This window comes from Ornithinimicrobium pratense, from assembly GCF_008843165.1.
Lineage (GTDB): Bacteria > Actinomycetota > Actinomycetes > Actinomycetales > Dermatophilaceae > Ornithinicoccus > Ornithinicoccus pratensis.
Map to the genome: position 1 here is coordinate 1,060,769 of NZ_CP044427.1, position 14,251 is coordinate 1,075,019.

The following is a 14,251-nucleotide window of genomic DNA, read 5'->3' on the forward strand; positions in this document are numbered from 1 at the left end:
CGCGGTTAGACCTCCAGCGTGCGCACGATCGGCACCCCGACCCGGTAGGGGATGTGCAACCAGCTCGGGGCGTCGACCACGGCGAAGTCGGCGCGCAGGCCGACCGCGATCCGCCCGATGTCGTTGCGGCGCAACGCCTTCGACGCGCCCACGGTGGCAGCACGCAGGGCCTCGGCGGGCGTCATACCCATCTCCCGGACCGCCAGCGCGATCATGAGCGGCATCGAGGAGGAGTAGCAGGTGCCGGGGTTGCAGTCCGAGGCCAGGGCGACCTGGACGCCGGCGTCGAGCAGGCGCCGGGCGTCGGGGTAGGGCTGCCGGGTGGAGAACTCCACGCCCGGCAGCAGCGTGGCCACCGTGTCACTGCCGGCCAGCGCCTCGACTTCAGCGTCGGCCAGGAAGGTGCAGTGGTCGACGCTGGCGGCCCCGAGCTCGACCGCCAGCTGCACGCCGGGCCCCTCACCGAGCTGGTTGCCGTGCACCCGCAGCTCCAGACCTGCCTGCCGGCCCGCCTCGAGCACGCGGCGGGACTCGTCTCCGTCGAAGGCGTGCGGGCTGGCCGGCTCGCAGAAGACGTCCACCCAGCGGGCGTGCGGCGCACAGGCCTGGAGCATCTGCCCGCAGACCAGGTCAAGGTATGCCGCCCGACCGGCTTCGTCGCGCCGGTCCGGGGGTACGACGTGGGCGCCGAGGTAGGTCACCTCGTCCGTGACCTCCTTGGCCAGGCGTAACGCGCGCACCTCGTCCTCGACGGTCAAACCGTAGCCACTCTTGACCTCGACCGTGGTGGTGCCCTGCGCCCGCATCTCCTGCACGCGACGCTGCAGGAGGGTGCGCAGCTCGTGGTCGCTGGCGGCGCGCGTGGCCTCGACAGTCACCGCGATGCCCCCGCCGTCGTAGGGCGTGCCGGACATCCGAGCGGCGAACTCCGCCGACCGGTCCCCGGCGAAGACCAGGTGGCTGTGGCTGTCGACGAAACCGGGGACGACGCTGCGACCCTCAAGGTCGATGGCCCAGTCCGCCGCCGGAGCCTGGGCCGCCGGCCCGACCCACTCCACGGTCGCCGCGCTGTCCTCGCCACCGCCCCCGATGACGATCGCCGCGTCGCGCAGCACACCGAGGCCGGCGTGCAGCGGGTCCTCGACCGCGCCGTCCGCGCCCTCCTCGCCGGTGACGAGCTCGGTGATGCCGGTGATGAGCATGCTCATGCTCAGACTCCTTTCCACAACGGGGTGATGGCGTCGTGCAGCAGGCGCCCCACGTCACCGAGTCGGTGCTGGCTGTCCAGGACCACGACCTTGCCGTCGACGATGACGGTGTCGACGTCGGACGCCGTGGCGGCCAGCAGGATCTGCTCGGGGTCGGCCCCGGCCGTGCGCACCGTGTCGTCGCGGACGGCGACCAGGTCCGCGCGGGCCCCGACCTCGAGCCGGCCGGCGTCGGGCCAGCCGATGCTCTCGTGGGCGGCCGCGGCGATCAGGAGGTCGGCGGGGGCGATGCGTCCGCGCCGCAGGGTGGCCAGCCGCTCGTGCATCTCCAGCGCCCTCGCCTCCTCGATCAGGTCGACCACGGCGTGCTGGTCCGAGCCCAGCGACAGCCGCGCGCCTGCCTCCCGCAGGGCGACCGCCGGGCCGATACCGTCGGCGAGGTCGCGCTCGGTCGTCGGGCAGAAGCAGGCCCAGGAGCGGTGGCCGCCGAGCAGCGCGATGTCTTCGGGCGTCAGGTGGGTCGCGTGAACGGCAGACAGGTCCGGCCCCAGCACGCCCTCGTCCTCGAGCAGACCCGTGGGCGTGCGGCCGTGGGCGGCCAGGCAGGCCTCGTTCTCGGCCGGCTGCTCGGACAGGTGGATATGCAGCGGGGTCTCGGAGCGGTTGACGCCAGGCGGCGCGACCAGCGGGATCGGCCCGGTGTAGGCGTCACCCGCACCGAACCGGGTCAGCGGCCGGGGACGGGCCCGCACCGCGTCGGCGACCGTGGAGAGCTGGTCGCGGGGCACCGCGCGGACGGAGTGGATCGCCCCCCCGACCCGCAGGTGCTCGGGTCCGCCGTCGAGGTGGTCACCCAGGTCGTCGACGCGCATGGCCCAGGTCTCGGCGTCGCCGTCGCCGAAGCGCAGCTGCGGGCCGTCCAGCTCGGCGTGACCGTCCGGCCCGAGGCTCCCGGCGAGGTAGCAGGTGTCCAGCAGCGTCAGCCGGATGCCGGCGTCCGCGGCCGCCTGGATCAGCGCCTGGCCCATCATGTTCGGGTCCATGTAGCGGGCCCCGCCCGGACCGTGGTGCAGGTAGTGGAACTCGCCCACGGCCGTCACCCCGGCCAGGGCCATCTCGGCGTAGGCCGCCCGGGCGAGGGTGAGGTAGTTGAGCGGGTCCAGCTGCGCGGCTATGGCGTACATCGCCTCGCGCCAGGTCCAGAAGGTGCCGCCCCCGAGGTGGGTGCGCCCGCGCAGCGCCCGATGGAAGGCGTGGCTGTGCGCGTTGGCCAGGCCGGGCAGGACGACCCCGGGCAGCCGATGGTCGCCGGCCTCGGCCTCCTGACCGCTCTCCACCCGGGTGAAGCGCCCCTGGTCGACGGTGAGGCGCACGTCCCTGGCCAGGCCCGTCGGCAGGTGGGCGTATGCGGCGTGGAAGGAGGTGCTCATCGCTGGGTTTCTGCGGTGGTCGGTGCGGCGACCTCGCCCGTCGTCAGGTCGCGCAGGCACTCAGTCAGGGCCGCCACCCCGGCCAGGCAGTCCTCGCGCTCGGCGTGCTCCGCCGGGCTGTGCGAGACGCCCGTGGGGTTGCGGACGAAGAGCATGGCGCTGGGGATGCCTGCAGTGGCCAGGATGCCGGCGTCGTGGCCGGCCCCGGTGCCCAGGACGGGTGCGGAGACCTCGGCGTCGCGGTCGAGCACGCGGCGCAGCCGGTCGCTCAGCCGCTGGTCGAAGCGGGTGGTGGGGGTCCAGCTCTCCCGGGTGACCGCGGCTCCCGTCTCCCGGGCGCCCGCGGTGAGCTCGTCCACCATGGCGACCACCTGTTCCTCATCGGCGCCGCGGGCGTCAAGCCAGCCGGTGACGTGCGAAGGGATGGCGTTCACGCCGCCTGGGGTGACGCGCACCTTCCCGACCGTGGCCACGCAGCCCCGCTGGGTGGCGACCTGCCGGGCGCCCAGGACGAGGTCGGCATACCCGAGCATTGCGTCACGCCGGTCCTCCAGCCGGGTGGTGCCCGCGTGGTTGGCCTCGCCGGGGAAGTCGAAACGCCAGCGGCCGTGCGGCCAGATGTCGCTGGCAACGGCTACGGGGGCGTCGAGGTCGACCAGGGCCCGGCCCTGCTCCACGTGCAGCTCGACGAAGGCGCCCACCCGCCGCAGCATCTCTGGGTCCGGCCCGAAGGTCTCCGGGCCACGGCCGGCCGAGCGCAGGGCGTCGGCATAGGACGTGCCGTCCGCGTCGGTGAGGGCCAGCGCGGTGGCGGGGTCGAGCTGACCGGTCAGCACGCGGGAGCCAGCGCAGGCGATGCCGAAGCGCGCGCCCTCCTCGTCGACGAAGTTGGTGACGGCCACGGGCACCTGCGGAGTGATTCCCGCAGCGCGCAGCTGATCGACCGCCGTGAGGGCGCACACCACCCCGAGCGGCCCGTCGAAGGCGCCGCCGTCGGGCACGGAGTCCAGGTGCGAGCCGGTGACGACCGCCTTCCGGCCGGTTGCGACGGCCTCGTCGACGGTGCCGGGACCGTCCCACCACCAACCCCACTGGTTGCCGACACGGTCCTCGGTGACGTCCAACCCCCGCCGGGCGCACTCCCCGGCGAACCACTCGCGCAGCGTGTGGTCCTCGGCGGTCCAGGCGAACCGGCGGTATCCGCCGCTGGAGACCCGCCCGACGGACTCCAGGTCTGACCACATGCAGGCGAAGGAAGAGTCACTCATGCCCTCGACTCTAGGTGGCCTGTGCCCCATCGCTAGAAGATCCAGATCGCCAGCGGGATCGCCAGAACCAGGCTCAGCGCCACGCGGACGAACCAGATGGCGAGCAGCCGGGGGATCGAGACCGGGATCTGGGTGCCGAGCAGGCTGGGCACCATCGCGGAGAAGAAGATCACCTGCGAGACGCAGACGACCGCGACCACGAACCTCACCGAGGCCACTGAGTCGGTCACCAGGGCCGCCGGCAGGAACATCTCCGAGATGCCCAGGGCCGCCGCCTTGGCGACCAACAGCGGCTCGGGGATCTGCAGGGCCCAGGTGATGGGGTAGAAGAGATAGCCCATCCAGTCGAAGAGGGGCGTGTACTTGGCCAGCACGAGGCCGATCAGCCCCACCGACAGGATCGAGGGCAGGATGGCCATGGCCATCAGCAGGCCGTCCTTGAAGGTGGCCAGGACGGTGCGACCCACGCCCGGGTCGGCGGCCACCGTCGAGCGCGCGGCCCGCCAGGCGGTCTGCAACCGGGGGCCCTCGGGGTCGGTCTCCGGCTGCGGGGTCGAGCCCGGGGCGTACTCCGCTGGCTCCGAGCGCAGGGGCCAGATGCGCACGGTGACCGCCGTGACCAGGAAGGTGATGGCTAGCGTCGACCAGAAGTAGACGGTCCAGTGCGCCATCAGGTCCAGTGCGCTGGCCACGACGATCATGAACGTCGCCGACACCGTGGAGAAACCGGTCGCGATGGTCATGGCCTCGCGGCGGTGGTACTTGCCCTCGAGGTAGACGCGGTTGGTGATGAGCAGCGCCAGGGAGTAGGAGCCGACGAAGCTGGCCACGGCGTCGATCGCGGAGCGGCCCGGCGTCCGGAAGAGAGGCACCATCACCGGCCTCACCAGGACCCCGATCAGCTCCATCAGCCCGTAGCCCACGAGCAGCGCCAGGAAGACGGCGCCGATCGGCACGAGGAGCCCAACCGGGATGACCAGCGCGTTGAGCAGGAACGGCCCCATGTCGTCCTCGAAGAGCCAGGACGGCCCGACGCCGAAGACGAGCATGACCCCGACGACGAGCCCGAGAACTCGTAGCACCGAGAAGACGGTGGTGGTGGTGTCCCGGCGCCACGTCCCCGACAGCCATGGGTAGGCCGCCCCGGCGGCGATGAGCACCAGGGCGTACCACGGCAGCACGGACGGGATGCTCTCCCGCAGCCAGCTCACGACGTGGTCCAGCGGGATGCTGCTGCGCCCGCCGATCGTCACCGGCACGAAGAACATGAAGATCCCCACGGCCGAGAGGACAAAGAACTTCCACATCTGCGGCCGCTCGTCGTCCACCTCCTGCTCGATCGCGGGGGTGCTCACCGGGAGCCGTCCTCGCGCATCGGCACCCGCACCCCGCGCTCGTGGGCGACCTGCTCGGCCTCGGGGTAGCCGGCGTCGACGTGACGGATGACGCCCATACCGGGGTCGTTGGTGAGCACCCGCTCCAGCTTCTGCCGGGCCAGGTCGGTGCCGTCCGCGAGCGAGACCTGGCCGGCGTGCATCGAACGGCCGATCCCGACCCCGCCGCCATGGTGCAGGGACACCCAGGAGGCTCCCGACGCGGTGTTGACCAGAGCGTTGAGCAGCGGCCAGTCGGCAATCGCGTCGGAGCCGTCGGCCATGCCCTCGGTCTCCCGGTAGGGGCTGGCGACCGAGCCGGCGTCCAGGTGGTCGCGGCCGATGACGAGGGGCGCGGACACCTCGCCCGAGGCGACCATCTCGTTGAAGCGCAGACCCGCCTTGTCCCGCTCGCCATACCCGAGCCAGCAGATGCGGGCGGGCAGCCCCTCGAAGGCGACCCGATCGCGCGCGCCGCGCAGCCACTTGTGCAGGTGGTCGTTGTCGGGGAAGAGGTCCATGACGGCCTGGTCGGTGGCGTAGATGTCCCGCTCCTCACCGGACAGCGCGGCCCAGCGGAACGGGCCCTTGCCCTCGCAGAAGAGCGGGCGGATGTAGGCCGGGACGAAACCGGGGAACTCGAAGGCGCGGTCGTAGCCGCCCTGGCGCGCCTCGTCGCGGATGCTGTTGCCGTAGTCGAAGACCTCGGCACCGGCGTCCTGGAACTCCACCATGGCCTGCACGTGCGTGGCCATCGACTCCTGGGCGCGGTCGGTGAACTCCTCGGGCTTCTTCTGCGCATACTCCGCCCAGTCGGCGAGGTCGATGCCGACGGGCAGGTAGGACAGCGGGTCGTGCGCGGAGGTCTGGTCGGTCACCACGTCGATGCCGATCCCGCGCCGCAGCAGCTCGGGGAAGACCTCGGCGGCGTTGCCCACGACCCCGACGGAGACGGCCTCATGGTCTGCCTTGGCCTGCAGCACCCGCTCGACGGCAGCGTCGAGGCTGTCCGCGACCTCGTCGAGGTAACGGCTCCTGACCCGGCGGCGCAGGCGCGCCTCGTCCACGTCGACGATGAGACAGGTGCCGCCGTTGAGGGTGACGGCCAACGGCTGTGCCCCGCCCATGCCACCGCAGCCGCCGGTGAGAGTCAGGGTGCCGGCGAGGGAGCCACCGAACTTCTTGGCCGCGACCGCAGCGAAGGTCTCGTAGGTGCCCTGCAGGATCCCCTGGGTGCCGATGTAGATCCACGAGCCGGCCGTCATCTGGCCGTACATGGTCAGGCCCAGGTGCTCCAGGCGGCGGAACTCCGGCCAGTTCGCCCAGTCGGGCACCAGGTTGGAGTTGGCGATGAGCACCCGCGGGGCCCACTCGTGGGTCTGCAGGACACCGACGGGGCGACCGGACTGGACCAGCATGGTCTCGTCCTCGCGCAGGTCGGTGAGCGTGCGCACCATCGCCTCGAAGGAGGGCCAGTCCCGGGCGGCCCGGCCGGTGCCGCCGTAGACGACCAGGTCGTCCGGACGCTCGGCGACGTCGGGATCGAGGTTGTTCATCAGCATCCGCAGCGGGGCCTCGGTGGCCCACGAGCGGGCGGTGAGGGTGGTGCCGCGGCCCGCGCGGACGGGGCGTGCGCCTTCCATTGCTGTCTCCTTCGACGACGGGTCGGTGGCGAGTCCATCAGACCCCGCTGAGGGCCGCAGCGCCAGTAGGTGGGCTGGTCTACCTGTCTCGCATGTCAGACATAGACGCACCTCTCAGCGCCATGACGCGGGCCGCCAGCATCCAGGACCGTTGGCGTCCGGGGGCGTGCGCTGGCACAGTAACCGCATGGACGGGAGCGGATCATGACCAGCGAGCACGAGCTCAGCCACGACCCGGAGCTGACCGACTGGAGAGTGCTCCTCGGCCGGCTGCAGGCACGGTTCAGCACCGGGAAGGGTGGGTTCAGCGCCGGCGCGGAGTTCGCCTCGCGGGTCGCCGCACGGGCGGATGAGCTGGACCACCATCCCGACATCGACCTGCGCTACCCCCATGTCACCGTCACGACGCTCTCCCATGACGTGGGCAGGCTGACCGGCCGGGACCGCAGGCTGGCCATCGCCATCTCCCAGATCGCGGCCGAGCTCGGCCTGAGGGCGGCCCCGGAGCAGCTCAGCGCCCTCGAGATCGGCCTGGACGTGATGGTCGCCGAGGACGTGGCACCGTTCTGGCGTGCGGTGCTCGGCTACGAGCCCGGCTCCGACGAGGATGCGGCGGCCTCCCTCGCCGACCCTGCCGCCCGCCACGCCGGGCTATGGTTCCAGCAGATGGACGAGCGGCGCACCGAACGCGGCCGCTTCCACCTCGACATCACCGTGCCGCACGACGTCGCGGAGCAGCGGCTGGCCGCGGCGATGGCCGCCGGCGGCCGGCTGGTGACCGACGAGTTCGCCCCGTCGTGGTGGGTGCTGGCCGATGCCGAGGGCAACGAGGCGTGCATCTGCACCTGGCAGGGGAGGGGCCAGGGCGACGGCTCCTGACGAGCCTGGTCGGGCGGCCGTGGGTCAGCGGGTATGACCGCGCACGGCTCGGACGCCGAGGTCGGGGTGGTCGGTGTTGACCGCGTCGATGCCGACGTCCAGGAACGCCGAGACCATCCCCACCAGGTCGCCGTGGGCCGCGGGGTCCTCGCTGCTGCGGAACTCGGTGAACAGCCACTGGTTCTCGGCACGGAAGGTGTAGGGGTGGACGTAGAGGCCCTGCGCATGGGCGGCGGCGACCAGCCCGGTGTCCTCGCCCATGGCCCCGCCCGGGCCGATGCTGATGACCATGGTCAGGTCCGGGCTGACGCCGCTGATCCCCAGCCGGCGCACCCGCGCCATACCCTGCGGCCCGGACCACCAGGCGTAGTCCGGGTCGCCCGGCCCGGCGTCCCCCGGCGTCCCCCCGGAGAACATCAGCAGGGAGCTGCGGGCACGCACGCCCAGATCGTGGTGCAGGGTGACCAGGCTGCTGGGCTCAAAGGCATGCAGCAGCACGTCGCCGTCGGGCCGGTCCTGGTCGAAGCGGCGCAGGAGATCGGTGAGTGCCGGCTCGGCCGGGAGCCCCAGGCGGGCGAAGTAGGCGGAGTGCTTGATCTCGGGGTAGAGCCCGATGGGCCGGCCCAGCTCGCCGGCCAACTGCTCGCGCAGGTCGAAGACCTCCTCGACCGTGAGGATCTCCTCCAGCCCGTCGTGCCGGGCGCTGTCCGGACGCAGCTGCGGCAACCGCTCGACCGCGCGCAGCCGCTTGACCTCCGTCAGGGTCAGATCCTCGGTGAACCAGCCCTCCTGCACCTGCCCGTCCACGACCTTCGTGGCGCGCCGGTCGGCGAACTCCGGGCGCGTGGCGATGTCCGTGGTCCCGGCCAGGTTGTTCTCGTGCCGGGCCAGCAGCACGTGGTCCTTGGTCGGCACAACGTCGAGCTCCAGCAGGTCCGCCCCCATCCGGGCGGCCAGCTCGTAGGCGGACCGGGTCTGCTCGGGGCGATACCCGCTGGCGCCGCGGTGCGCCACGACGAGGGGAGTGTTCACGTGAGGCGAGACTACCGGCCCTAACCTGGGTCCATGCTGCGCGTAGGCCTCTCCGGCGGGATCGGCTCCGGCAAGTCCACGGTCTCGGCCCGTCTGGCAGAGCTCGGCGCCGTCGTCGTCGACGCCGACAAGGTGGCGCGCGAGGTGGTCGAGCCGGGCACGCCGGCGCTGGCGGAGATTGCCGAGCGCTTCGGCGCCGGGGTGTTGACCGCGGCCGGCGCGCTGGATCGTCCTGCCCTCGGCGCACTCGTCTTCGAGGACACGCAGGCACGTCGTGACCTGGAGGCGATCACCCACCCGCGGATCCAGGCCCGGTCGGCCGAGCTCTTCGCCGCCGCCCCCGCCGATGCCGTCGTCGTGCACGACATCCCTCTGCTGGTGGAGGCCGGCCGCGTCGCCGACTACGCCCTCACCGTGATCGTCGACGTCCCCGAGCAGGAGCGGCTGCGGCGGCTGGTCCAGTCCAGGGGTATGCCGTCCGGCCAGGCTCGTGCACGGATCGCCGCCCAGGCCGACGACGGGCAGCGCCGGGCGGCGGCGGACGTGCTGCTCGACAACTCCGGCTCGGTGGACAGCCTGCATGTGCGGGTGGACGCGCTCTGGCGCGAGCGGCTGGTCCCCTTCGAGCGCAACCTGCGCACCGGCACGCCGGTGCGCCGGCCAGAGGAGCTGGCTGTCGTCGACCCGGACCCGGACTGGCCGGCGCGGGCCGCACGGCTGCTGGCACGGGTGCGAAGGGCGCTGGGCGCCAGGGCGCTCCGCGTCGACCACATTGGCAGCACCAGCGTCCCCGGCCTGCAGGCCAAGGACGTGATCGACCTGCAGGTGGTGGTTGAGGACCTCGAGGTGCTGGAGGACCCCGCGACCAGGGCCGAGCTGGCGAAGGTGGGCTTCCTCGTGCCCGACCGGGTCTGGCACGACCACGACCACGAGACCAGAAGGGAAGGGGCTCCCGCGGTGCCGTTATGGCCGAAGAAGATCCTCGCGACAGGTGACCCTGCCTGCGTGGTCCACTGCCACGTGCGGCCGGCTGCCTCACCGGCCTGGCGGCTCGCCCTGCTCTACCGGGACTGGTGGCGTGCCGAGCCGGCCGAGCGGAACGTCTACGCCGACCTCAAGCGCACGCTCACGGCGCGCGGGCTCACGAGCAGTGAGTACGCCGAGGCCAAGGAGCCGTGGTTCGCGCGGGCGGCTGGGCGGGCCCACGCCTGGGCCCGCCGCACCGGGTGGCAGCCGGGCAGCGCGTAGGACGAGCTCACGCAGACCCCGGCAGCACTACGCCTCGTCCTTCTGGGGCGCCACCAGGCCCAGGACCTCCGGCAGTGCCTCGGGCTCCTCGCCCAGGACGTGCTCAGCCAGAAAGGCCAGCACAACGGCATACCAGACCTTGGCGTGCTGGGGTGCCAGGATCCAGTGATTCTCGTGGGGGAAGTAGAGGAACCGGTGGACCGTCGAGCCGTCCGGCTCCGCGGGCCGGCCGGAGCGAGAGAGCAGTTCGTACCACAGCCGTAGGCCCTCGCCGATCGGCACGCGGTAGTCCTTGTCGCCGTGGATCACCAGCATCGGACTGACAATCTGGTCGACGTAGAGGTGCGGGGAGTGCTTGCCGCTCATCTCCTGCGTCATCTCCCGCTGCCAGTAGAACGCCGCGTCGGTGGTGGAGCCGAAGGCGTCCAGGCCCCACAGCGAGGCATGGGTGACGACGGCCTTGAACCGGTCGGTGTGGCCGGCGACCCAGTTGGCCATGTAGCCGCCGAACGAACCGCCCATGGCAGCGGTGCGGGAGGCGTCGATGTCCGCGCGGGCCTCGACGGCGTCGGTGATCGCCATGAGGTCGGTGTACGGCGCGTCGCCCCAGGCGCCCCAGCCGCGCTGGATGAAGTCCTGGCCATAGCCGGTCGACAGGGCCGGGTCAGGCAGCAGGACGGCATACCCGCGAGCGGTCATCAGCCACGGGTTCCACCGCCAGGTCCAGGCGTTCCAGGACCCGAGCGGCCCGCCGTGGATCCAGAGCAGCAGCGGGTGGCCCTCGGGGCCCGGCCGGTCCTGGGGGAGCGCAAGCCAGCCCCGGACGCGGGCGCCATCGGCGGTGGTGGTCTCGACCTCCTCGAGCCGGCCCGGGATCGTGGGCCGGTCCACCGGACCCGGCAGGCGGGTGACCTCGCCGCTGGCCAGGTCGAGGCGCACGACTTCCGGTGGGAAGAGGTAGGAGCTGCGGACGCCGTAGGCGGTGGTGCCGTCGGGGGAGACGGCCAGCTCGCTCCAGGCGGCGTCGTCGTGGGTCAGCTGGGTCACCTCGCCGTTGGCGACGTCGACCCGGAAGACCGGCCGGCGGCCGTCGCTGTCAGCCAGGACGAGGACGGCGGACGCGTCGGGCAGCCACGCCATCGGCGTCGCCCACAGCTCCCAGTCCGGTGCCAGGGGGGCGAGCTCGCCGCTGGTGGTGTCCATCAGCTGCAGCCGCGGCTGCGGGGGCTCGGTCGGCGAGGTGGTCCGGCCGACCACGACCACGGCCCGGGTGCCGTCGGGACTGATCGGGCCGGGGGAGGCCTCCTGGCCTTCCTGGTCGAAGAGGGTCTGACGATCGCCCGTGGCCAGGTCCACCCGCGCGATCCCCTCGCGCAGGCTCGCGCGCGCCTCAGGGATCGTGACCGGCAGCAGCGCGAAGGTGCCGTCCGGGGCGATGATCGGGCTCGGGTCATGCAGTGCGGGGAAGGTGCCGCCGGTGAGCAGCCTAAGATGCATCTCGGGGGCGCGGTCGGTGGTGCCGGGCAGCGGGGATCGCGCCTCACCCTCGGTGTCGCCGCTCTCGTCGGCACCGGGCCGAGGGCTGGGTCCGCGCTGGACCGAGAAGACGTGCGGCACCTCCGGGCCCAGGTCGTGGTCCCAGTAGCGGATGGGGTAGCTGCTGTGCAGGATCGCGTCCACACCGGCGTCCTTGCGGCGCTTGCGCAGGGTGGCGTGCTCCTCCTCGCTCCCAGCGCCGGGAAGCAGTCCGCCGGTGACGACCACCCGGTCGGCGTTCTCGGCGCAGAACACACCGCTGATGCCACCGGCCCGGCTCAACACCACCCTGGCTTCCCCGCCCTGGGCCGGGATGTGCCACAGGGCGGTCGCCGCCTCGTCCTCCTCACCCTCTGGGTCCGGGCGGGAGGAGGTGAAGTAGAGAGCACCGTCGACCCCGAACGCCGCACCGGCCTCACCCTTGGAACTGCGGGTGATCCGATGGGCGGGACGCTCCCCGGTCGGGTCGAGCTCCCAGAGCGCGGAGGCGTAACCGGTGCCCTTGCGGTTGAGCGTGGCCACCGTGGTGACCAGTCGGGACCCGTCCGGGCTCAGGGTCAGCCCGGAGACGCGGGGCAGGGCGACGTAGTGGTCGAGGTCGTGAAAGGCTGAAGCTGGTGCGCTCATGGATCCTGTCCTATCATCCGGCACCGGCACGGGTCGCCCCGGAATCCTCAAGGGGGCTACGGCGTTGTCCCACGTCAGAGGAGAGGAGAGTCCCGCGTGACCACACATTCCCCGCTGTTCCGCCTGGAGGTGGACTCGGCCCGCCAGCCCCAGCCGGCGTCGCTGCTGATGGTGTCCCTGGAGGGGTTCCTGGACGCCGGACACGTCCGGTCCACCCTGGCCGAGCACCTGCTGGACACGCTCGAGCACGAGGCGGTGGCCAGGTTCGACACCGACCAACTGGTGGACTACCGCTCGCGCCGGCCCCTGATGACCTTCGACGCTGACCACTACACCGCCTACGAGCAGCCCTCGCTCGTCCTCTACCGGATGGTGGACTCGGCGGGGGAGCCCTTCCTGCTGCTGCACGGCGTGGAGCCGGACTACCGCTGGGAGGGTTTCGTCGAGGCGGTCCGCCAGCTCTGCCTGGCCTTCGGGGTGCGCCGGATGGTCACCGCCCACGGCATCCCGATGGCGGTCCCGCACACCCGCCCGGTCGGCACCACCCGGTTCGCCAGCGACTCCTCGGCCCTGGGCGACTACAGCCCGATCTTCGGCCAGGTCAAGGTGCCCTCGAGCGCGGACACGCTGCTGCACCTGCGGCTGGCCGAGGCCGGGCTGCTCACCCTGGGGGTGGCCGTGCACGTCCCGCACTACCTCGCCGACACCCAGTTCGGTGACGCGGTGGTCGCCGCGGCCGACGTGGTGATGGAGCTCACCGGCCTGGTGCTGCCCACCGCCGACCTCATCGCCATGGCTGGCCTGACCCGCGGCCAGATCGAGGCCGAGCTGGCTCAGCATGGGGAGGCCAAGGAGGTCGTCGAGGGGTTGGAGCGCAGCTACGACCGGTTCGTGGAGGGCCAGCGGCGCAAGAGCCTGCTTGCCGCCCAGGCCGCCAACCTGCCCAGCGCCGACGAGATCGGTGCCCAGCTGGAGGCGTTCCTGCGCGACCCGGAGTCCGCCGACCCTTCCGCGCCGTCGGAGGAGAGCCCGACGCTGGCCAAGGATCCTGAGGGGTCCGAGGATCCTGAGGGCTCCGAGGGCTCCGAGGGGTCTCAGGACCCCGAGACCTCCGAGGACGGCGACACCCGGCCCTGACCGGCGCACGCCCGGGTGCGACGACATACCGCGCACCCTGCCGCACACCGTGCCAGGATGGACCGTCCTGCCGCACCCGAACCCTAGGAGTTCGTCGTGGGTCTCTTCCGATCTGACAAGCCCGCCCGTCGGGACGACAGTCCCACCCCCGTCGAGGACCCCGGTCCGGTCGACGCGGTGGCCAACGCCTTCGTCGGCAAACTGCTCGACCTCGGCATCGACGGGATCGGGCCGGTGGACTCGGTGGAGGAAGTCGTGGCCCGGATGCGCCGCAAGCACGGCGAGGACGTCGAGGCGGCGATCAAGGAGATCGTCTCCGACCACGTCAAGAAGGCAGGTGTCGGCGGCTTCGTGACCGGCGCTGGCGGCGTGGTGACGATGCCGGTCTCACTGCCCGCGAACGTGCTGGAGTTCTACGTGCTGGCCACGCGGATGGTCGGCAGCATCGCCACCCTGCGCGGTTATGACGTGTCCACCAAGGGCGCCCGCTCGGCCGTTCTGCTGTCCCTGGTCGGGGCCGACGCCGACGACCTGCTGCGCAAGGCGGGCCTGGGCACGGTCGCGGGGATGACCGGCTCGGCACGGCTGGCCGCGATGGCCGCCAGCAGGATGCCGCGGGCCGCGGCCATGATGATCAACAAGGCGGTCGGCTTCCGGCTGCTGACCCAGGTCGGTGGGCGGGCGCTGACCCGGTTCGTCCGGTACGTGCCGGTCGCGGGCGGCATCGTGGGCGCGGGCCTGGACGGGCTGCTGATGAAGCGCATCGCCGACCACGCCCGCTCGGAGTTCACCACCCAGGCACTCACCGGCGTGGTGCTGGAGGCCGACGGCCACACCCGCTGAGCGGGGAGTTATCCACAGATCCTGAGC

The 14,251-nt window shown here is 72.2% G+C and carries 11 protein-coding genes; 4 read left to right on the top strand and 7 right to left on the bottom strand.

Going from position 1 to position 14,251, the window contains the following annotated elements:
• Positions 1–5: 5 nt before the first annotated feature.
• The 5 genes from hutI to hutU are packed head-to-tail and all read right to left on the bottom strand — an operon-like array spanning position 6 to position 6,922.
• On the bottom strand, positions 6–1,208 hold the full coding sequence (gene hutI / locus FY030_RS04770) for an imidazolonepropionase (protein WP_158060507.1): 1,203 nt from the start codon (positions 1,206–1,208) through the stop codon (positions 6–8).
• 2 nt (positions 1,209–1,210) lie between these two features.
• Positions 1,211–2,638, bottom strand: a complete 1,428-nt coding sequence (locus tag FY030_RS04775; RefSeq protein ID WP_158060508.1) for a formimidoylglutamate deiminase — start codon at positions 2,636–2,638, stop codon at positions 1,211–1,213.
• Positions 2,635–3,906: an allantoate amidohydrolase gene (locus FY030_RS04780; protein ID WP_202879758.1), complete on the bottom strand. Its 1,272-nt coding sequence runs from the start codon at positions 3,904–3,906 to the stop codon at positions 2,635–2,637. Before FY030_RS04780 ends, FY030_RS04775 begins: the two co-directional genes overlap by 4 nt.
• Before the next feature lie 32 nt (positions 3,907–3,938).
• On the bottom strand, positions 3,939–5,213 hold the full coding sequence (locus FY030_RS04785) for a YjiH family protein (RefSeq protein WP_158062648.1): 1,275 nt from the start codon (positions 5,211–5,213) through the stop codon (positions 3,939–3,941).
• A 44-nt stretch (positions 5,214–5,257) separates the two neighbouring features.
• Positions 5,258–6,922 carry a urocanate hydratase gene (gene hutU, locus FY030_RS04790; protein WP_158060509.1) on the bottom strand — a complete coding sequence of 555 codons (1,665 nt, stop codon included), beginning with the start codon at positions 6,920–6,922 and terminating at the stop codon, positions 5,258–5,260.
• A 204-nt stretch (positions 6,923–7,126) separates the two neighbouring features.
• On the opposite strand from hutU, the gene FY030_RS04795 reads away from it, so the two are divergent.
• Positions 7,127–7,801, top strand: a complete 675-nt coding sequence (locus FY030_RS04795; protein ID WP_158060510.1) for a VOC family protein — start codon at positions 7,127–7,129, stop codon at positions 7,799–7,801.
• A 24-nt stretch (positions 7,802–7,825) separates the two neighbouring features.
• Here FY030_RS04795 and FY030_RS04800 read toward each other — a convergent pair whose 3' ends face one another.
• Positions 7,826–8,833, bottom strand: a complete 1,008-nt coding sequence (locus FY030_RS04800; protein ID WP_158060511.1) for a glycerophosphodiester phosphodiesterase family protein — start codon at positions 8,831–8,833, stop codon at positions 7,826–7,828.
• A gap of 33 nt (positions 8,834–8,866) precedes the next feature.
• On the opposite strand from FY030_RS04800, the gene coaE reads away from it, so the two are divergent.
• A complete protein-coding gene (gene coaE, locus FY030_RS04805) occupies positions 8,867–10,081 on the top strand; it encodes a dephospho-CoA kinase (protein WP_158060512.1) in 1,215 nt (404 codons plus the stop codon).
• 27 nt (positions 10,082–10,108) lie between these two features.
• Here coaE and FY030_RS04810 read toward each other — a convergent pair whose 3' ends face one another.
• Positions 10,109–12,244, bottom strand: coding sequence for a S9 family peptidase (locus FY030_RS04810; protein WP_158060513.1), 2,136 nt, complete (start codon positions 12,242–12,244; stop codon positions 10,109–10,111).
• A gap of 96 nt (positions 12,245–12,340) precedes the next feature.
• On the opposite strand from FY030_RS04810, the gene FY030_RS04815 reads away from it, so the two are divergent.
• Positions 12,341–13,381, top strand: a complete 1,041-nt coding sequence (locus tag FY030_RS04815; protein WP_158060514.1) for a PAC2 family protein — start codon at positions 12,341–12,343, stop codon at positions 13,379–13,381.
• A 96-nt stretch (positions 13,382–13,477) separates the two neighbouring features.
• A complete protein-coding gene (locus FY030_RS04820; RefSeq protein ID WP_158060515.1) occupies positions 13,478–14,224 on the top strand; it encodes an EcsC family protein in 747 nt (248 codons plus the stop codon).
• The last annotated feature ends 27 nt before the right edge of the window (positions 14,225–14,251 follow it).

Coding starts and splice junctions, on each gene's coding strand:
- hutI (WP_158060507.1), bottom strand. CDS start 1,208: ATGAGCATGCTCATCACCGGCATCACCGAGCTCGTCACCGGCGAGGAG.
- FY030_RS04775 (WP_158060508.1), bottom strand. CDS start 2,638: ATGAGCACCTCCTTCCACGCCGCATACGCCCACCTGCCGACGGGCCTG.
- FY030_RS04780 (WP_202879758.1), bottom strand. CDS start 3,906: ATGAGTGACTCTTCCTTCGCCTGCATGTGGTCAGACCTGGAGTCCGTC.
- FY030_RS04785 (WP_158062648.1), bottom strand. CDS start 5,213: ATGTGGAAGTTCTTTGTCCTCTCGGCCGTGGGGATCTTCATGTTCTTC.
- hutU (WP_158060509.1), bottom strand. CDS start 6,922: ATGGAAGGCGCACGCCCCGTCCGCGCGGGCCGCGGCACCACCCTCACC.
- FY030_RS04795 (WP_158060510.1), top strand. CDS start 7,127: ATGACCAGCGAGCACGAGCTCAGCCACGACCCGGAGCTGACCGACTGG.
- coaE (WP_158060512.1), top strand. CDS start 8,867: ATGCTGCGCGTAGGCCTCTCCGGCGGGATCGGCTCCGGCAAGTCCACG.
- FY030_RS04810 (WP_158060513.1), bottom strand. CDS start 12,244: ATGAGCGCACCAGCTTCAGCCTTTCACGACCTCGACCACTACGTCGCC.